The organism is Streptomyces sp. NBC_01474 (genome assembly GCF_035918215.1).
In the GTDB taxonomy this organism is placed as follows: Bacteria; Actinomycetota; Actinomycetes; order Streptomycetales; family Streptomycetaceae; genus Streptomyces; species Streptomyces aureus.
In genome coordinates this window covers 1895401-1912955 of record NZ_CP109449.1, presented here as the reverse complement: position 1 = coordinate 1912955, position 17555 = coordinate 1895401, and the positions used below count along the sequence as shown (strand labels likewise).

Sequence of the window (17555 nt, the reverse complement as noted above, 5' to 3'; positions counted from 1 at the left end):
GTGGTCAGCTCCCGACGCCGCAGGCCGATGCGGGAGTGCCGTCCGCTCCTATGGTGACCGCGACCGGAGACGCACCCGAGCCGGCCGGTGCACGGTCCGCCGATCGGCACCGGCGTACGCCAACTGAACCCAAGAGGTGTCTCCTTCGAACGTCACTGGGGTACTGCACGGGTGGAGCCCCTGCCAGCTTCCTGCGGCACGTACCTCGCGGTGGTGTCGCGGAGCATCCGATCCCCGCAGCGGACCAGGAGACCTGGTGCTGCGCCGGGACTCGAGCACCATCGTCCGCGGTGATCATTCGGATCACCACCCGGATGCCTCCGGACGGCCTACACGAATATGTCTCCTTCGGGCTCCGGACAGGAGGTTCGCTGTCGTAGATGCCGCGGCGAACGAGGAACTCACGCTGGTACTCGTCGGCGGGGATGCGTGCCCAGCCGTAGGCGCACAAGCCCTTCGCCCCGATCACGCAGGCGCGCAGTTCTACTGGGACACTGGCCGACTCAGCCCGTTCGTGGGTACGCCGACCGCATCCCACGCCAGCAGTACCGCATCGTGCTCCTGCGGCCCGTAGGCGTCGGCGGCGTCCGCGGTCAGCCGTGCGAAGGACGTGAAGTCGGCGTCGCCGGCGAGTTCGCCACCGGTGAGCACGTCGTACCAGATACGGCCGGCACCGTCCCAGGCGTGGCCGCCGAGCTGAGTCGCGGCGAGGTAGAAAGCGTGGTTGGGGATGCCCGAGTTGATGTGCACGCCGCCGTTGTCGGCGAAAGTCTGCACAAAGTCGTTCATGTGGGCAGGCTGCGGATCCTTGCCGAGCTCATCGTCGTCGTACGCGGTGCCGGGCGCCTTCATCGAGCGCAGCGCGACGCCCTGTACTTCGGGGCGCAGCAGTTCCTCTCCGATCAGCCAGTTCGCTTCCTCGGTTGTCTCGCCCTTGGCGAACTGCTCGACCAGGGACCCGAATACGTCGGACAGGTGCTCGTTCAGGGCTCCGGACTGGCCCATGTAGGTCAGGTTGGCGGTGTACTGGGTGACGCCGTGGGTGAGCTCATGACCGATGACGTCGGGGGACTGGGTGAAGTCACCGAAGATGCGCCCGTCCCCGTCACCGAAGACCATCTGCTCGCCGTCCCAGAAGGCGTTGTCGTAGTCCTCTTGGAAGTGAACGCTGGCATCCAGCGGGAGGCCGGCCCCGTCGATGGACAAGCGGGACAGTGTCCGGAGATAGAACTCGAACGTGGCACCAAGGCCGTCGTAAGCGTGATTGACCGAGGTGTCCGGTACGTCGGCCTCGCCCTCTCCGCGCATGCGCCTGCCGGGCAACTCCTGCCGGTGCTCGACGTCGCAGATGGTGCGGAGGGGGTGGTCAGGGGCGCGCCTCGGCGGGGCGGCGGTCGGGCCGATCTCGGCCGTCAGCCTCCGTTGGACGCGCTGTGCCGCGTCGAGCGCAAGGGTGCGGCGGGCAGGCTCGTTGAGGGACGGGTTCTCGGCCCGGGCCAGCCGGTTGAGCAGATGCGGTGGCACGATCGCACACGGCGTAGTGGCCACGGACCTGAGCGAGGAGCCTCGGATGTCGTCGGTCATGGGATGTGCTCCGATCGGTGCGGTGGCGTACCTCATCCGCCTGACGCTCGCGCTTTCGCGGGTGGCGGTACGCGTGCCGATCATGGACTTGAGTGGTTGACGAACAGCGTCACCGTCGTCTGACCCCAGCCCCGTATGTCCGCACTTGAGGAAGTGCAGTGCTGCCGGTCCGTCAGTTGCTGGTACCAGCCGTCGACGCCTGCGATGAACGTAAGGTGCGGCCCGCGGTACTGGGTACGGACGTACTCAAGGGGGTCGAGGGGTTCAACTACTTGAAGAACACGCACGTCGTCCTTGAGATGCCGCGGCGCGAGGGCTTCTTCATGTCGAAGGTGGCCAACTGCTGTGCCGAGCATGGAGCTCTCTCCCCGGAGGAAAGGGCCCTTCCGGTTTCAACGGGCGATCCGTGCGCGCGCGTGCTATGCCATCAGTTTCCGCCCGTCACCGGAGGCTTGCAACTCAGTGGACGAGGAGCCGGTATGCCGCGCAGGATCGTCATCTGCCTCGACGGGACGAGTAATCAGGTGGGCGCCCGCCGCCGGCGGGCCTAGCGGGAGCCTCGGCCGTTCCCGCGCGGCCGGCCCGTAGCCAGGGGGCCGGCCGCGCTGCGCCGTCCGGGGTCGATCTGCTCGGCGAACGCCTGGAGCGCGGCGGAGCTGTTCGGCGGCAGGACCGCCATCAGTCCCTGCTCCTGCGCCTCGGCCAATGTCTCCGCCGCCCTGCTGCCCTCGGGGACGTGCACCAGGCGGACGTGTCCGTCTCCGGAACCCCGCCGGTCCACCGGAGCGACGGCGCCATGGGTGCCGTCGGGCAGGGTCACCCACAGCTGGAAGTCGTCGTACCGGACGAAGTCCGCCCCCTTGACGGGCCAGGGGTAGTGGTGCTCACCGGGCACCTTGGGCAGAATCCCCTGGTGGTTGCCGTGGGTCATGGGCACACATGCGTTGAACAGCGAGTCGGTCCACGCCTCCACACCGTCCGCGTCCTTGATCGGGGTGCGCAGCAGTGCGTCGGCCTCCTCGTATCCCAGCTCGGCGAGGGCCGGCAGGGTCAGCGGGAAGGCATCGATGAGTTCGGCCGCCTCCTGCCTGAGCCGGTCGACCTTCACCGGCTCAGCGCAGAACTGCATGCTCCACTCGATGCCCACCCTGGCCCGGTACATCCGCCAGCCGCCCGCTCCCTTGACCCAGAGGCTGCCTCCGTGGTGCATCTCCCAGTGCTCGGAGCCGGCGGGCCGGGACCCGTACGGCAGATCCGTGTCGCTGATCTCGTCGAGAATCTTGTGCGCTGCCTTCTTTGCGGCGCGGAAGAAGGACGACTCGAAACGTTCGGGGTGCTCGACCAGCCGTATCTTCCAGGGATGGTTCTCCGACTCGATCCCGCCGGGCTTGAGCGAGTCGGGAATCGGGGACGATGCAAGGGAACCGGCTCGGGCCATGTCCGACCTCCACGTGCCAACCGCGGTCCGTGTCCGGCCCACGGTGCCGAGTGCCCCCGTCTTCATCGTCTGCCACCGGTCGGAGGTGCGCCAACCCGAGCAGCCAATGAACCGGCGGTGGTTCGTTGGACCGGGTGGTAGAGATCGAGAGGTCTGCCGCTGCCGACGATGTTGCTCAGGTCCCAGACAGCCTGACAGGGCGTCAGGATCGAGTGACGGCTCAGCTGGAACCAACCCGACTGCATCGGCCTGGCCGACCAGGTCCGCCGCGATCTGCAGCACCCTGACGTGACGTCACGGCGCCACCATGAGATTCATGTACTGGAATCTGGACACGGGTGCTGGGAACAAGTTGAGGACGTCCCGGAATGGATTCTGGTGCCTGATTCCTCCGTTCCTGAGACCGGAACGCATCGCGGCCCGTCCGCCGGCTCGGTGGACAGCCCGGAGCCGGGGCTGGGTGGCGAAAGGGTCAGTGACCGCAGTGCGGGCACCGTCCACTGGGACGGCCACGGGTTTCTATCTCAATGCCGATCTCCCGCAGTCGGCGCAACTGGTAAACGATCGACGACGTGGAGGAGAGCCCGACCGCCGCGGCGAGCTCGCGTACCGATGGGGCTTCCCCGTATTCGGCGATCCACTCCCGTGCGCTGCGGATGATCCGCATCTGCCGGTCGGTGAGCATCACGGCCGCGCTTTCGTACGGGCGATCTCCTTGAGTGCCATGCGGGCCGCGGGCGTGCCCGCCGAAGTCGTCCAGTACGGGTGCCCGGCGATGAGCCGGGACAGACGGAGGAGCCGTCGGCGCTGGGTAGCCGCGTCGTCCGACGGGCCGGTGGCGAGCTGTTCGTAGGTGACGTACCAGGATGTCTGCGCCTTCAGAAGGTCGCTCGGAAAGTGGCGGTCCATGCTCCCTAGTAGAGCGTATGTTCGAATTCTGAAGCAAAGGCAACGCACCTCGACGTGTCGGGGGGCGTTCTCGTTGTCCTGTGTCGGCGAACCTTGCGCGTGTGCCATCGAACCGTGACGAACGCGCATGCGTGTCACCGAACTTGGAGCACAGGAGCCGGGGCGCGTGGCGTGGGGCAGAATCCTGCGCCATGGTGATCAGCGCGCGCGAACTCAACCGAGCGACCCTCAGCCGCCAGCTCCTGCTGGAGCGTGAGCCGCTGACCGTCCCCGACGGTGTGCGGCGCGTGGTCGCGCTCCAGGCGCAGCACCCGGCCTCGCCCTACCTCGCCCTGTGGAACCGGCTCACCAGTTTCGCTCCCGCCGATCTCGATGCCGCCTTCACCGGGCGTTCGGTGGCCAAGGCGACCCTGATGCGGATCACCCTGCACGCCGTGCACGCCGAGGACTACGCAGCTTTCCGCGCGGCGATGCAGCCCACGCTGTATGCCTCCCGGCTCGGCTCCCGCTTCGCCGCCGCGGGGCTGACCCCGGCGGACGCCGACGAACTGGTGCCGGAGCTGCTGGCCTTCGCCCGTCGGCAACGCACCTCGGCAGAGACGCAGGCGTGGGTCGAGGAGCGGGTCGGCGCCGAGAAGAAGGAGGGGGCGTGGTGGGGGCTGAAGGCGTACGCGCCGTTGCATCATGCCCCGACCAACGCCCCGTGGTCGTTCGGCCTGAGGCCGTCCTTCCTCGCTGCCGGGACGGGACACGCCCCCACGGGACGGGCGATGGATCCACAAGCGCTGCGGACCCTGATCCTGCGCTACCTGGCAGGGTTCGGGCCTGCCTCGGTGGCGGACGTGGCGCAGTTCGCCATGGTCCAGCGGGCGGCCATCCGCGAGGCGCTCCGCGCTCTCGACGGCGCAGTCGAGCAGCTCCAAGGGCCGGACGGCGGCACGCTGTTCGACCTTCCTGGCGCCTCCCGGCCCCCCGCGGAGACCCCCGCTCCGCCCCGGCTGATGGCGATGTGGGACAGCGTCCTGCTGGCCTATGCCGACCGTAGCCGGGTGATACCCCCGGCCTACCGACCCGTGGTGATCCGCAGGAACGGCGATGTACTGCCCACCCTGTTGGTGGATGGCCATGTCGCCGGTGTCTGGCGCCCGGTGGATGGAGGCATAGAGGCCACGGCCTTCCACCCCCTACCTCCCGCCGCCTGGGACGGGCTCGCCGCAGAGGCTCAGTCCTTGACGAGGCTCCTCAGCGAACGCGAGACGGCGGTCTATAGCCGCTACGGACACTGGTGGTCGAAACTCCCCGAGGCTGAGGCGCGGCTGCTGTGAGCAGCGGCTCGACATCGTCGCCGCGCGGGCAGTGACGCCGTCGGTGGCGGGACCGACACCTGCCTGCTCATCCTGGAACTCGGCGCCGGCTTCAACACACCAGGCGTCGTCCGGCGGCCCGGCGAGCAACTCACCCGTCGCCTCCTCAGCGTGCGCCTGGTGCGCGTCGACCCCACCCATCCGGAGGCTTCCGCCGCGGCGCCGGCGGGCCGCCCGGCCTCTTCCCGTAACCAGCCTCCCACCAGGGCCTCCTCGACCCCGACAGCATCCCCGCCGCTCTGCCCGAGCACCTGGTGGCCGCTCGCCATCGTCTTCTTGGGTGTTGGCGGGCTGTAGCCGAGAGGCGGCCGATGAGATCATGGGAGCCGTAGCCAAGCTGTTCCGGTCCAGGGAGAGGGCATGCCATGGCCGGGTCCGTCGTACGGGCCGTTTGGACCTTCATGCTCGACGAGGACGAGGACTGGGTCCCGTCCAGGGAGCCCGCTGGAGACGGGAACCTCCGGCGGGCGGTGGAGACCCTGCTCCTGGGGATCGCCTCGGCCCAGGCTGCGCAGACGTACCTGGCCGCTTGGTGCGCCGACTCGCAGCGGTGGGAGTCGGGCTTCACTCTGGCGACCGCCTCCGCAGCGGCTGAGCGAGTGAGCGCGGGGGTCGTCAGGCTCATCGATCTGTACGGGCAGTTTGAGGACTGCGACATTGCGGGTGACGAGTTCGACGCGATGCTCCAGGACTATGTGGCGGCGGCGCGGGCCGCCGAGAGATAGCACTCCAGTGGGACTGCACCAATCCCGCTGGTCAGGTGCGGCGGCATGTCGGGGGCGGGCCCCAGGAGACCTACCACCCGTCCAGGGGATGGGCGCAGGCGCCTCTGGCGCTGATCATCGGCTTCGTGGTGCTGGTCGCGGCGTTCTTCCTCGTGTACGCGCTCGTGCTGCTTGTCTGATTGCGGAGGCGTGGGCGCCAAGAGGGTGCGAGAAAGGTGGACGGGTACCCGGGCTCCCCGTTGGCTCGTCGTAGATCTGTCCAGTGGGTTCATCGACCCGCATGACGCCTCCGGCGGGGTGTGGTGAGCCCGGAGGGCAGCCCTATGCGGCTGTTTGACGCTGATGGCAGACCCCCGCAGTGACGACAGGCCGGTCCACAAAGTCCAGGGCACTCAACCGCACTGAGGCGCGGGCCAGCGCGCCGATCCCGGCTCGCGCCGCAGCCGATAGTGCCGGCCCCGGCGATGGCGATCTAGGCACGGGTGGAGCCGGAGCGGAACAGGACTTCGCGCACCGCGACAGTGCAGGGCCATCCGACCTCGATGGCCCTCAGCAGGCTGCTGCTGGTCACGAGATGCCGGCGTTCGCGGCGGTTGATTTTTTGCCTGGGCCGTAACAGCGGGAGTCCTTCCCGGCGCTCGCTGCCGTTTCGACTGACGGAAGCCCAACGATGCTGGACACTGCATGGGTTGCATGAGGTTCCGTCCTGCTGGGAGCGATGGGCGCACCGCCGTTCACGTCAATATGTCCCTGCCCGCAGCGAGGCGATCGAGGTGGCTGACGAGTGAGGCGAGGGACACCTGCGGGTCTTGCCCGGCGGTGTCGACGATGACGTGTTCCCGGCCCCAGGGCTCGTAGTCGTGGTCGAGGACCTGTTGCCAGTTGGGCAGCTCCAGGTCGGGGATGTCGACCGAGCGTGAGATCACGCGCTGTTGGTGCTCGGCCGGATCTGAGCAGATCACTTCGATCTCGATGACGGTGACGCCGGCGTCTGCGCCGGCGTCCCGCCAGGCATCACGGGTGACGGACAGAGGGTTCACCGATTCCGCGATCACAGTGAGACCCTGCTGGAGGTGCTCCTTGGACAGGGCATATCCGACCGTGTAGCCGACCGGACCGAGAGGGTGCTCGGCCAGGCCCGAGCGGACGATCGCCTGCTCGATCGTATCGATGCGCAGATGCACCGCGCCGACACGCGCGGCTAGGAGCCGCGCCAGTGTTGTCTTACCGGTGCCGGGCAGTCCGCCGATGACTATGAGCATGGACTCCATGCTGCCGTAACAGGCAAGGGAGGTGCGGATGGCAGCGTACCGGCGCAGGGCACCGGTTGGACGAAGGGAAGCCCCGGCCCCTGCCGGCCCGTCGGGATCGCTCAGCATGCGCTCATCGCGAACCGGCCCTCACGTCGAAGGGGCAGCAAGCCGTTCGGAGCATGGCCTCGCCGCGAGGAAGGGTTCCAGCAGCCGCAGCAGTGCGGCAGGCCGGTGCAGCGGCACGATGTGGCCACAGTCGTCGAGGGCATAGCCCGTCAAGTCATCTGCCACCGGGCGTAGTTGCCGCTCCAGCGCCCGCCCTACCGGGTGCGCGCCGATGGTCATAGTGGGCATGGTGAGGCGCGCCTGTGATACGGCCTGCTGAATCTGCTGAGCACTCAGCGGCAGCGCGCGGTAGTACGAGAATGCGCAACGCAGCGCGTCGTGGCCGGTGTAGGCGGCGATGAAGGCATCACGTACGGCAGCCGGTACGCCCTCTCCCAGCGTGCCGGCGTCAAGGAAGAAGCCCACATAGCGCGCCTCGTTGCCTTCCAGTACTGACTCGGCCAGTCCAGGCACCGCGTGGAAGCCGAACCACCACGGGGGGCCGTCGGTGAGGAAGTCCTCTGCGCCCGGCAACGTGCCCGCCAACGACTCCATGAGGACCAGTCGGTCTACGAGCTGAGGATGGCGCAGGGCGAGCGAGAGCGCTGGTGGCACGCCTGCGTCGAGCGCCACCACCGCGGCAGATGAGAGTCCCAGTGAGCCCAGCAAGGCTCGTGCGTCCTCGGCGAGCGTGTTGGCGTCATAGCCGTGTGCTGCCCGCTCGCTCGCTCCGAACCCCCGCATGTCGGGTGCGATCACGAGGTGGTGAGCGGCCAGCGGGGCGAGCACCTCGCTCCAGACCTGCCAGGTGTGCGGAAACCCGTGGAGCAGCAAGAGGGCGGGGCCGTGCCCGGCGAGGGCGACGTTCAGCTCGACTCCGTTGGCCTCCACCCGCCGCAGTTCGACTCGGGGAGGGGGAACGGCCGGGTCCGGGCGAAGGGCAGCGGGGCGGGTAGACATGGGGTCCTTCCAGAGGGCAGTTACCTTTGGTGACAACCCAACGCTAGGTACCTATGGTGGGCGCTGGAAGGAGGCACTTTTGCGACAGGTGGTGAGGTGCAGGTGACTGACTCTTCCGCGCGGGGACCGGTCGGGTCGCGTGGTGATCTCTTCTCACCTGCGTGTCCGACCCGCAAGCTCCTGGACCGCATCGGCACGAAGTGGATTTCCATGGCGGTCAAGGTGCTGGCCGAGGAAGCCGGGGAGTTGCGCTTCTCCCAGATGCAGCGCCAGATGGCAGGGATCTCGCAGAAGATGCTGTCGGTCACGCTGCAGGGGATGGTCCGCGATGGCTTGGTCAGCCGGCGCGTCGAACCGGTCGTGCCCCCACGGGTGTTCTACCGGCTGACCCCGCTCGGGCTCTCGCTGGAGGAACCGCTTGCCGCCCTGCGGGAGTGGGCCGAGGCGCACATGCCCGAGATCGACGACGCCAACCAGCGATACACCCAGGAAGAGACGCCCGCATGAGTACGGTGTCCGGCACGCCGACCAGACGATGACGTGGCCATCGAGCGTCACGCCTCGCTGAGGCGGCTCCGCCCAGCCGTCACTTGTCGCGGTTTCTTCCGTGGACGGGTGCGAAGTCGGTGGGGCTGAAGCCTGGTGTTCGGTCCGGGGTTCTTGCGGGTGTGGGTGCCGGACATTAGGTCCATGCAGGTCATGCAGCATGTCGGTACTCGTGGAGGACGCCGCCGAGGCGGTTGTGTCGGCGTATGCCGAGGCCGGCGATTCGCTCGGGTTCGAGCGGTTTGAACCGCTGCGGATTCGGTAGAGACTCGATCGTTCGAGAGGATCGAGTTATCGCTGGGCGATGAGACAGCAGGCCGGTTCGAGCGAGGCGTCGTAGACGTCGGCTCGGCGTTGGCCTGCCTCTCTCCACAAAGGCGTCCAAACGATCGTCACCGGTGCCGAAGAAGCAGGCAGTGGCACTGCGCTGGGGTGCGGACCGTATCGAGGTTGAACTCGATACGCAGCGAGGTCGGACCGCGCAACAGTTCTCACTGGCCGCGGGGGTGGCGACGCTCGGCGCTGCTCTTCCTGGCGGTGTCGCCCAGGCTGGGCGCGGGGAGCGCGCTGGTGGTGGCGTTGCTCGCGGCGGGGAGTTTTGAACATGTTCAAGTAGGGCGTACGCTCCTGCCATGAGCGACAGTGGTGACAGAGTCGCCCTCCTCAAGGGCATCCGTGTGTGGCTGGTCCTCTTCGTCGTCTGCCTCGTGCTGAGCGGGGCGACGGCCTTCCCTCTGGTGCACGAACTGCACTGGACCGAGGATCTGTTGAGGTCCTTGTCCGTGCCGGAGCACCTGCCCGGGCTCATGGACTGGATCGAGCGCGTACGGCAGGGGATCGACGCCGCCGACGAGCAGTACCCCTTCCTGCTGTACGGCACGGACTGGCTGGCGTTCGCGCACCTCGTGATCGCCGTCGCCTTCTACGGGCCCTACCGCGACCCGGTCCGCAACATCTGGGTCGTCGAGTTCGCGATGATCGCCTGCGCCGGCATCGTCCCGCTCGCCCTGATCTGCGGACCGCTCCGCGGCATCCCCTTCTGGTGGTCGGTCATCGACATGTCCTTCGGGGTCTTCGGGGTCATCCCGCTGTACGTCGTCCGCAGGAAGATCAAGCGGCTGGAGGCGCTCACCTCGCCTGCGCCGCTTGCCATGGCTACTTGAGCGCCGCCAGCGCGATCCGCTGGGCCACCGGGTTCATCGACTCGCCCTTCGCGTCCGTGGAGTTGACCGAGTAGACGAGGGTGCGGGAGAGGTCGCGGGTGGCCACGACGACCGCGCTGTAGCCGTAGCGGGCGCCCGACTTGAGCCAGTACACCTTGCCGCCGTACTCGAAGCGCTGGAGCCCGGCGCTCATGTCGGCACCCTCGATGTTCGAGGGGACGGTGAACATCTCCTCCAGCTGCAGCTTCGGGACGATCTCGCCCCGGAAGAGGTGGGTGATCAGCCGCTCCAGGTCCGCCGTCGTGGAGATCATGTCGCCCGCCGCCCAGCGGTCCGCCTGGTTCCACTCGGTGACGTCGATGAACTTCGTCGTGCCGTCCGCCTGCTTCACTGCCTGGTAACCGCGATTGTGCGGTCCGTGGATGCGGGGGTCGGTGCCTGGGAAGTACGTGTGGTGCATTCCGGCGGGGCGGAGTACGCGCCGGGCGGCCTCGTCGGCGTACGAGTGTCCCGTGACCTTCTCGATCAGCATGCCGAGGATCGTGTAGTTGATGTTCAGGTAGTCCTGCCGCTCGCCCGGGTCGAACTCCGGGCCCTTCGCCACCGCCGAGGCGACGACCTGCTTCGGCGTGAGCGTGTCGAAGCGGTGCGCGTACGCGTCCTCGAAGGAGTCGCCGAAGCCGTCGCCCGACTGGATCCCGCTGGTGTGGTTCAGCAACTGCCGTACGGTGACGGGCTCGAAGGCGGACGACAGGAGCCCGGGGAGATAGTGCTGCACCGGGGCGTCCAGGTCGACCTTGTCCTGCGCCGCGAGTTGCAGCACCACCGCCGCCGTGACCACCTTCGTGGTCGAACCGGCACGGAAGAGCGCGTTCGGGTCCGCCGTCCGGCCGCTCGCGAGATCGTGCACCCCGGCGCTCCCGCGCCATGTCCCGTCGCTGCCGCCGACCCGTACGAGCGCGGCCGTCGCGTAGGAGTCCGGCAACCCGGCGAGCGCGGCGCGCAGGGCCTCGGTGTCCGGGCCGGTGGTGGCGTGAGCGGCCGTGGCGGGCCCGGCGGGGGAGGCGAAGGCGGGGGCGGCGAGCGGTCCGGCTGTCAGGCCGAGGACGAGGGCTGCGGCCACGGCGGTGAGGGTACGGCTGCGTGTCTGCATCTGCTGCTCCTGGTATGGACGATCGATGTGATCATCCTGCGGCTGTGCGGACGCCTGCGGATCGTCGGTGAGGAGGGCTCCACCCCTGGTGCGGGCCCGGAGCAACTGCTCTGTGATGACGGGGTGTTGTAGGGGATCGCCCCTAGGAGCTGTCTCTTTGGCGTTCGTTGACGGGACGGTGCCGATCAGGAGCCGGACATGACCATCCGCCGGATGAGGTCCGCTCACTGCACGCTTCCCTCACAAGGCTGCTTGCACCGCCTCTATGATCGACCGGCAGAACGACGACAGGTGGAGGGCGTGATGCCTGGTCAGGTGACCGCAGTGAGCCGTAACGAGGGGTACTCGTTCAGCAAGCCCAATCGCGATTCCATCAGGCTGCTCACGGGGCTCGGAGTGGAAGGAGACGTTCACGCAGGTGAGACAATCCGCCACCAGTTCCGCATGACCTACGAGCCGAACCTGCCCAACCTGCGCCAGGTCCACCTGATGCACGAGGAACTCTTCGACGAACTCGCGCTCAAGGGCTATTGGGTCTCTGCGGGCCAGCGCGGCGAGAACATCACCACGCGCGGAATGGACCTGTTGGGCCTGCCCACCGGCGCCCTGCTCCATCTCGGGGAGCAGGCGGTACTTGAGGTGACCGGACTGCGCAACCCATGCTCGAAGATCAACGACTTCCGCAAGGGGCTGCTCGGTGAGGTCTTCGCCATGGACCCCTTGTCCGGCGAGTTCACGTTCAAGTGTGGCGTCATGGCTGTGGTCCGCCGTGGAGGGACCGTCCGCCCCGACGATTCCATCCAGGTCGAGCCCCCGCCACCCCCTCACCGCCCGCTGGAACGGGTCTAGGTTCTTGTTCCGTGGTCATCGGCGTGCCCAGATGAGGATGGCGGCGAGGTGGAGTGCGCCCTTGTAGGCGATGGCGAGCTTGTCCGTTCGCATGGCCAGGCCGCGCCACTGCTTCAGCCGGTTGATGCATCGCTCGACCGCGTTGCGTTGCCGATACGCCTCGGCGTCGAAAGCCGGTGGGCGACCGCCGGCGCGGCCTCGCCGCAGACGGTGGCCGAGTTGGTCGGACGGCTGGGGGATGACAGCGCGGATTCCACGTCGGTGGAGGTGTTTTCGGATCGCGCGGGATGAGTACGCGCGGTCCGCCAGGACGGCATCGGGTCGGGTCCTCGGTCTTCCCGGCCCGCTTCGCGGAACACGGATGCCGGCCATGACGGTCTCGAAGGCCGGGGCGTCGCCAGCTTGGCCTGCGGTGACGCAAAGGGCGAGGGGGCGTGCAAGGCTGTCGCTGGCGAGGTGGACCTTCGTGCTCAGGCCGCCGCGGGAGCGTCCAAGCGCATGGTCGCCGGGTTCGGTCCGGCCTGGAGCCCCTTTTCCTGGCGCCGGCGGCGTGCTGGTGAGCCCTGCAGACGGTGGAGTCCACCGACACGGTCCAGCCGATGTCGTCAGCACCCTCGGCCGCTGCCAGAACCGCGGCGAGGATGCGTTCCCAGGTGCCGTCCACGGCCCACCTGATCAGCCGTTTGTGGGCGGTCTGGAACGAGCCGAGTTCATCGGGCAGGTCCCGCCAGGGCGAGCAGGTGCGGTACTTCCACGCGATGGCTTCCAGGGTTCGGCGGTGATCGGCCCACCGCCGACCACGGACCGGATCGGCTGGCATCAGCGGCTCGATCCGGTCCCACATCGCATCAGTGATCACTAATCGGACGGACACACCCGATCAACAGACCAACCGATCAAAGAGACACGCTCTAGGTGCGCCTGCCGAAAAGTCCATCCGCGCAGTTCAGGCGGCATGTTGGTATTCGTGGAGGACTCCGCCGAGGCGGTCTCTTGGAGGCACGCGGCGAGAAGACGCTGAGGTCGATGCCGCGCTCGTCCCTGAGCCGGAGCCGGTTGGTCTCGATCGCCGTGCGCAGCTCGTCGTCGCTGATGTGGGGCCCGGACGGGCCGGGGGCTGCGAGGGACGGGTCGGCGAGGACGGGTGCCCGGCGCTCGCGCCAGTTGCCTGCTCATTCGTCCCATTGGCCAAGGAGGATGTCGGCCAGGTCGGTGCCGGGTTCTGCGGCTCCGTCGTGCAGGGCTTGTTCTGCCCAGATGATCTTCCCGTGGGTGGTGTACCGGGTGCCCCAGCGCCCAGCCAACTGGGCGATCAGGAACAGTCCCCGGCCGCCCTCGTCGGTGGCCGCCGCCCGGCGCAGATGCGGCGAGGTGCTGGAGTCGTCGGCGACCTCGCAGATCAGATTGCTGCTGTCGTGCAGCAGGCGCAGCCGTATGGGCTGGGCGCCGTACCGGATGGCGTTCGTGACCAGCTCGCTGACGATCAGTTCGGTGATGAAGGCCAACTGGTCCAGGCCCCAGGTCTCCAGCTGACGGGTGACACCCGCGCGGACGCGGGAGACGGCCTCTGGATCGGAAGGTATGTCCCAGTCAGCGACTTGGTCGGGGCTCAGCAGCCGGGTGCGGGCGATGAGCAGGACGACGTCGTCGCGGGGGCGTTCGGGCAGCAGTGCGTCGATGACCGCCTGGCAGGTCTGTTCCGGGGTGCGGTCGTGATGGGACAGGGCGCCCCGCAGGAGGTCCAGACTGGTGTCGAGATCACGGTCGCGGTCCTCGAGCAGCCCGTCGGTGAACAGGGCCAGTCGGCTGCCCTCGGGCAGTCGCAGCGCGGCGGATTCGAACGGGAGAGCGCCACCGAGGCCGAGGGGTGGTGAGACAGGGGTGTCGGGGAAGGCGACAGTGTCGTCGGGCTGGACCAGGGCGGGACCGAAGTGGCCGGCGCGCGCGATGGTGCACATTCCCGAGACCGGGTCGTAGATCGCGTACAGGCAGGTGGCGCCGGTGATCTGCTGCCCCTCCTCCTCGGCGGCCTCGTCGGCGTCGATTCGGGCGACCAGCTCATCCAGGTGGGCCAGCAGTTCGTCAGGGGCCATGTCCAGGGCGGAGAAGTTGTGCACGGCGGTGCGCAGGCGGCCCATGGTGGCCACCGCGTGCACTCCGTGACCGACGACGTCGCCGACGACCAGGGCCACCCGGGCGCCGGGCAGCGGGATGACGTCGAACCAGTCCCCGCCCACCCCCGCCTGCGCGGGCAGATAGCGATGGGAGACCTCCAGGGCGCTCAGTTCCGGCAGCCTCCGCGGCAGCAGGCTGCGCTGCAGGGCGACGGCCATGGTGCGCTCGCGGGTGTAGCGACGGGCGTTGTCGATGGCCACCGCCGCCCGGGCGGCCAGCTCCTCGGCAAAGGACCGATCCTCCTCCCCGAAGGCCTCGAGGGTCTCGGCGCGCCAGAAGTCGGCCAGCCCCAGCACCACGCCGCGGGCCCGCAGCGGCACGCTGATCAGCGAGTGGACGCCATAGTCCAGGAACTGCCGGGCCCGCTCGGGATGCTGGGCCTGCCAACGGTCCGCCGTGCGCAAGTCGATCTCGAGGACCGCCTGGCCGCTCGCCACGTCCGACGCCATCGGAGCGATGAGCGAGAGTGTGATGAGGTCACCCACCGGGTGGAAAGGCGAGTTCTGCCGGACGCCGCTGACGGCTGCGCGCCGCATGGCGGTGCTCCCCTCGAGGGGCTCGTCGCCCCGCAGAACCGGCTCCAGCAGCTCGACGGTGACGACGTCGGCGAAGCGCGGGACCGCCACCTCGGCGAGCTCCTGGGCGGTGCGCGCCACATCCAGTGTGGTGCCTATCCGCACCCCCGCGTCGTAGAGCAGTTTCAAACGCTCCCGGGCCGCCTCCGCCCTGCCCGTAAGCGCCCGCAGCTCGGTGGTGTCCCGCAGTGTTACCGCGCTCCCGGCAATCCCTCCGTAGGGGCCGGTCGGCCGCACGTTCACCGCCAGCAGACGGTCGCCCGCCAGATGCACTTCATCGGTCGCCCCTCGCCCGGAGACCAACAATTCGGCCATGGGCGGCTCCAGGCCGAGGGCCGTGACATGGCGACCCTCCGTGTCCGCGGGCAGGTCGAGCAGTCGCCGTGCCTCGTCGTTGGCCAGCAGCAGCTGCCCGTCGTCACCGATGATCAGCACGCCCTCCCGCACCGAGTGCAGTACCGCGTCGTTGTGCTCGTACATGCGCGTGATCTCGGCCGGGCCGAGGCCGCGGGTCTGGCGCAGCAGCCGTCGGCTGAGAAGCGCCGCTCCGCCCGTGGTGACGGCCACCGCGCCGGCCGCAGCGCCCACCACGGCTGGCAACTGCTCTGCGACCCTGTTGCCGACATGCTCGAGCGTGATCCCGGCGCCGACCGCGCCGACTACCGACCCAGACGGTTCCTTGACGGGGACGAAGACCCGAACCTGAGGGCCGAGGGAGCCAACACCTTTCTCCCGTACGGTTCGGCCAGCCAGCAAAGGAGCCATGTTGGTAGCGGTGTGGCTGCCGGGGCGACCTATACGGGAGGAAAGGGCGTAGTAGATTCCGTCCCGGTTCACAACGCCCAGGAAGTCCACGCCGGAGCCCTTCCAGGCCTCCTTGACCCGCGGCTTCAGCACTGCGGTGGGGTCGGGCGACTTCAGGGCTCCCAGGAGCCCCGGAGAGCTGGCAAAGCCCTGCGCGACAGCCAGTGATTGATTGTCAGCCGCGCGGGTGCTCTCGCGCTGGGTCGTCAGTGCGAGCATCACGACGGCTCCGACGGCAAGTATGAGAACGACCGCCACTTGCAGCACGAACATCTGGCCGACGACGCTATGGACACTCAGCACCGAAGGCGGCCCCTTCCGCCGGCTGCTGGTGCCACTGCCCATGAATCGAGCGTCCGGGGACGAACTGGGGCGGATGCGAAATCCGCGCATACGTCAATTGTGCGCTTGCCCTTCAATTCCTGGAGTCATCACATGCGCACGGTCACAGACCGATGCCAGGAAGTGAGATACGCCAGCGGGGCAGTGGAAGGCAGGCAAGGCACACACTGCCGTACCACCCTGCCCTTGCCGATAACCTCATCCGACCAGGTCACGTGGCATGTTCGTACGTGTGGAGGAGGCCGCCGAGTCGGTGGCGTTTCCGTATGTCGAGGCGGGGGATCTGCTCCGGGTCGGTGATCGGCTGGGGGAGCGGGTGTAGCGGGCGGGTGTCGGCGATGCCCTGATGCGGCCTGTGCCCGTTGTAGAACGTTGCGAAGTCGTGGAGCGTGTGGAGCAGGTGGTGCTGGTTCCAGATGAGCGTGCGGTCCAGCAGTTCGCGTCGACAGGTCTGCACTCACGTCTCCTTGATGGAGTTCATGCGGGGCATCCGGGCACCATGAGTACGACCTCGATGTCCGCTTCCTTGAGGACTGCGTCGAAGAGTGCGGGGAACTTCCCGTCCCGGCCCCTGATCATGTGCCGTGTCCGGCAGCCGGCGTCCTCGAGGTCCATGACGAGGTTCTTGGCGGCCTGCGCCACCCCGTCGTCGAAGAACTTGAAGCCGGCGAGCAGCTGTTGACCCGCACCTTCTACCGGTACGCCAAGGGCACCTGCATGCCCCGCACGGGGCTGTCCTCCGACGCCGCCGTGGAAAGGATCCGCGCCTTCACCGCCTGGGCCAACCAGCACGCGATGGATCACGACCGGCCGCACGAGCTGATCCCGGATGACCCCGACGGCTATGCCCCCGCCCGGTATCCCCCGGGCGGGGGCATGGCACGGCCGGACCGCATTACGGTCCGCGATAGTTGACGGTTACCGCGTTGCGGTGGCCAGTGCCGCGCGGATGGCGTCCTCGCCGACCGGCTGGCCCTTCTCGTTCGAGTACGGCCCGTACGGTGTTCCCCACACCGGCGTGCCCGTCGCCTGTCGCCAGCTGTCGGCCAGCGTTCCCGCGTCCACCACGCTGTAGCCGATGGAGTCGATGAATTCGGTCACCGCCGCCTTCGCCGGTGCGGAGTCCCCGGCGATCGGCAGGTAGGAGCGGTCGGCCGCCCCTGCCGGGCGGGCGAGTGACAGCAGGTGCTTGAAGAAGATGTTGTTGAACGCCTTTACGAGCAGGGCGTCCGGGACGCACCGCAGAAGCAGCTCGCTCGAGGTGAGGGACTTCCTGTCGAGCTCGGGGATGTGCCCGTCACGCTCGGGCCCGTAGTTACAGGTGTCGATGACCGTCTTCCCGGCCAGTGACGCGGCGGGCACGTGGGGGAAGGCGCTGACCGGCACCGTGACCACGACGATGTCACCGGCCGCCGCGGCCTCTTTGCTCGTCGCCGCGGACGCCCGCGGCCCCAGTTCCTCGGCCGTGTCCACGAGCGTTTCGGGACCGCGCGAGTTGCTGAGCACCACCTGGTGCCCGGCCCCGACAGCGAGTCGCGCGAGGGTCCTGCCGATGCTTCCGCTTCCGATGAATCCAACAGTCGTCATAGTCTCAACGTCCTTCAGAAGAT

General features: G+C 68.3%; 19 protein-coding genes and 1 pseudogene. 8 read left to right on the top strand and 12 right to left on the bottom strand.

From position 1 onward, the window contains the following. Positions 1 to 483: 483 nt before the first annotated feature. Positions 484 to 1584, bottom strand: a complete 1101-nt coding sequence (locus tag OG758_RS09060; RefSeq protein WP_326709505.1) for a M4 family metallopeptidase — start codon at positions 1582 to 1584, stop codon at positions 484 to 486. Between the two features lie 158 nt (positions 1585 to 1742). On the opposite strand from OG758_RS09060, the gene OG758_RS09055 reads away from it, so the two are divergent. Beyond that, positions 1743 to 2135: a hypothetical protein gene (locus tag OG758_RS09055; RefSeq protein WP_326709504.1), complete on the top strand. Its 393-nt coding sequence runs from the start codon at positions 1743 to 1745 to the stop codon at positions 2133 to 2135. Here OG758_RS09055 and OG758_RS09050 read toward each other — a convergent pair. The 3 genes from OG758_RS09050 to OG758_RS09040 all read right to left on the bottom strand — a co-directional run bounded on the left by OG758_RS09050 (position 2132) and on the right by OG758_RS09040 (position 3931). Continuing rightward, positions 2132 to 3022, bottom strand: a complete 891-nt coding sequence (locus OG758_RS09050) for a DUF6424 family protein (RefSeq protein ID WP_326709503.1) — start codon at positions 3020 to 3022, stop codon at positions 2132 to 2134. The genes OG758_RS09055 and OG758_RS09050 overlap by 4 nt on opposite strands. Positions 3023 to 3494: 472 nt before the next feature. Then, entirely contained in the window at positions 3495 to 3707 is a 213-nt protein-coding gene (locus tag OG758_RS09045; RefSeq protein WP_326715850.1) for a hypothetical protein, read from the bottom strand. Further along, positions 3707 to 3931 (bottom strand): hypothetical protein, encoded by a 225-nt coding sequence (locus tag OG758_RS09040; RefSeq protein WP_326709502.1) that lies wholly within the window; start codon positions 3929 to 3931, stop codon positions 3707 to 3709. Before OG758_RS09040 ends, OG758_RS09045 begins: the two co-directional genes overlap by 1 nt. 191 nt (positions 3932 to 4122) lie before the next feature. Between OG758_RS09040 and OG758_RS09035 the strand changes: the two genes are divergently transcribed. From OG758_RS09035 to OG758_RS09025, 3 genes are all read left to right on the top strand, one after another. Then, on the top strand, positions 4123 to 5256 hold the full coding sequence (locus OG758_RS09035; protein WP_326709501.1) for a winged helix DNA-binding domain-containing protein: 1134 nt from the start codon (positions 4123 to 4125) through the stop codon (positions 5254 to 5256). Between the two features lie 404 nt (positions 5257 to 5660). After that, the gene (locus tag OG758_RS09030) at positions 5661 to 6020 is read left to right on the top strand and encodes a hypothetical protein (protein WP_326709500.1); all 360 of its coding nucleotides are present in this window, start codon (positions 5661 to 5663) and stop codon (positions 6018 to 6020) included. Between the two features lie 35 nt (positions 6021 to 6055). Beyond that, the gene (locus OG758_RS09025) at positions 6056 to 6199 is read left to right on the top strand and encodes a DUF6480 family protein (protein ID WP_326709499.1); all 144 of its coding nucleotides are present in this window, start codon (positions 6056 to 6058) and stop codon (positions 6197 to 6199) included. Between the two features lie 555 nt (positions 6200 to 6754). Here the strand turns inward: OG758_RS09025 and OG758_RS09020 are convergent. After that, positions 6755 to 7282, bottom strand: coding sequence for an AAA family ATPase (locus tag OG758_RS09020; RefSeq protein ID WP_326709498.1), 528 nt, complete (start codon positions 7280 to 7282; stop codon positions 6755 to 6757). A 138-nt stretch (positions 7283 to 7420) separates the two neighbouring features. Next, positions 7421 to 8338 carry an alpha/beta fold hydrolase gene (locus OG758_RS09015; RefSeq protein WP_326709497.1) on the bottom strand — a complete coding sequence of 306 codons (918 nt, stop codon included), beginning with the start codon at positions 8336 to 8338 and terminating at the stop codon, positions 7421 to 7423. A 102-nt stretch (positions 8339 to 8440) separates the two neighbouring features. Here OG758_RS09015 and OG758_RS09010 point away from each other — a divergent pair, with 102 nt between their 5' ends. Beyond that, on the top strand, positions 8441 to 8845 hold the full coding sequence (locus OG758_RS09010; protein ID WP_326715849.1) for a winged helix-turn-helix transcriptional regulator: 405 nt from the start codon (positions 8441 to 8443) through the stop codon (positions 8843 to 8845). Between the two features lie 671 nt (positions 8846 to 9516). Beyond that, positions 9517 to 10047, top strand: a complete 531-nt coding sequence (locus OG758_RS09005) for a hypothetical protein (protein ID WP_326709496.1) — start codon at positions 9517 to 9519, stop codon at positions 10045 to 10047. On the opposite strand, the gene OG758_RS09000 is transcribed toward OG758_RS09005, so the two are convergent. Further along, the gene (locus OG758_RS09000) at positions 10040 to 11200 is read right to left on the bottom strand and encodes a serine hydrolase domain-containing protein (protein ID WP_326709495.1); all 1161 of its coding nucleotides are present in this window, start codon (positions 11198 to 11200) and stop codon (positions 10040 to 10042) included. The two genes, OG758_RS09005 and OG758_RS09000, sit on opposite strands and share 8 nt — an antisense overlap. Positions 11201 to 11503: 303 nt before the next feature. Here OG758_RS09000 and OG758_RS08995 point away from each other — a divergent pair, with 303 nt between their 5' ends. After that, positions 11504 to 12049, top strand: a complete 546-nt coding sequence (locus OG758_RS08995; protein ID WP_326709494.1) for an MOSC domain-containing protein — start codon at positions 11504 to 11506, stop codon at positions 12047 to 12049. Between the two features lie 15 nt (positions 12050 to 12064). On the opposite strand, the gene OG758_RS08990 is transcribed toward OG758_RS08995, so the two are convergent. The 4 genes and pseudogenes from OG758_RS08990 to OG758_RS08975 form a co-directional block, all read right to left on the bottom strand. Next, a protein-coding gene (locus OG758_RS08990) for an IS5 family transposase (RefSeq protein WP_382061010.1) occupies positions 12065 to 12893 on the bottom strand; the annotation gives its coding sequence in 2 pieces (ribosomal slippage) (positions 12065 to 12554 and positions 12553 to 12893; 831 coding nt in all). A gap of 151 nt (positions 12894 to 13044) precedes the next feature. After that, positions 13045 to 13218, bottom strand: a pseudogene (locus OG758_RS08985) (amidohydrolase family protein); the annotation flags it as partial. A 3-nt stretch (positions 13219 to 13221) separates the two neighbouring features. Then, positions 13222 to 15948 (bottom strand): SpoIIE family protein phosphatase, encoded by a 2727-nt coding sequence (locus OG758_RS08980; RefSeq protein WP_442810275.1) that lies wholly within the window; start codon positions 15946 to 15948, stop codon positions 13222 to 13224. A gap of 208 nt (positions 15949 to 16156) precedes the next feature. Continuing rightward, entirely contained in the window at positions 16157 to 16402 is a 246-nt protein-coding gene (locus tag OG758_RS08975) for an integrase (RefSeq protein WP_326709493.1), read from the bottom strand. A 122-nt stretch (positions 16403 to 16524) separates the two neighbouring features. Between OG758_RS08975 and OG758_RS08970 the strand changes: the two genes are divergently transcribed. Continuing rightward, entirely contained in the window at positions 16525 to 16860 is a 336-nt protein-coding gene (locus OG758_RS08970) for a hypothetical protein (RefSeq protein ID WP_326709492.1), read from the top strand. 3 nt (positions 16861 to 16863) lie between these two features. Here the strand turns inward: OG758_RS08970 and OG758_RS08965 are convergent, their stop codons facing one another. Further along, entirely contained in the window at positions 16864 to 17532 is a 669-nt protein-coding gene (locus OG758_RS08965; RefSeq protein WP_326709491.1) for an NADPH-dependent F420 reductase, read from the bottom strand. Positions 17533 to 17555: the final 23 nt, after the last annotated feature.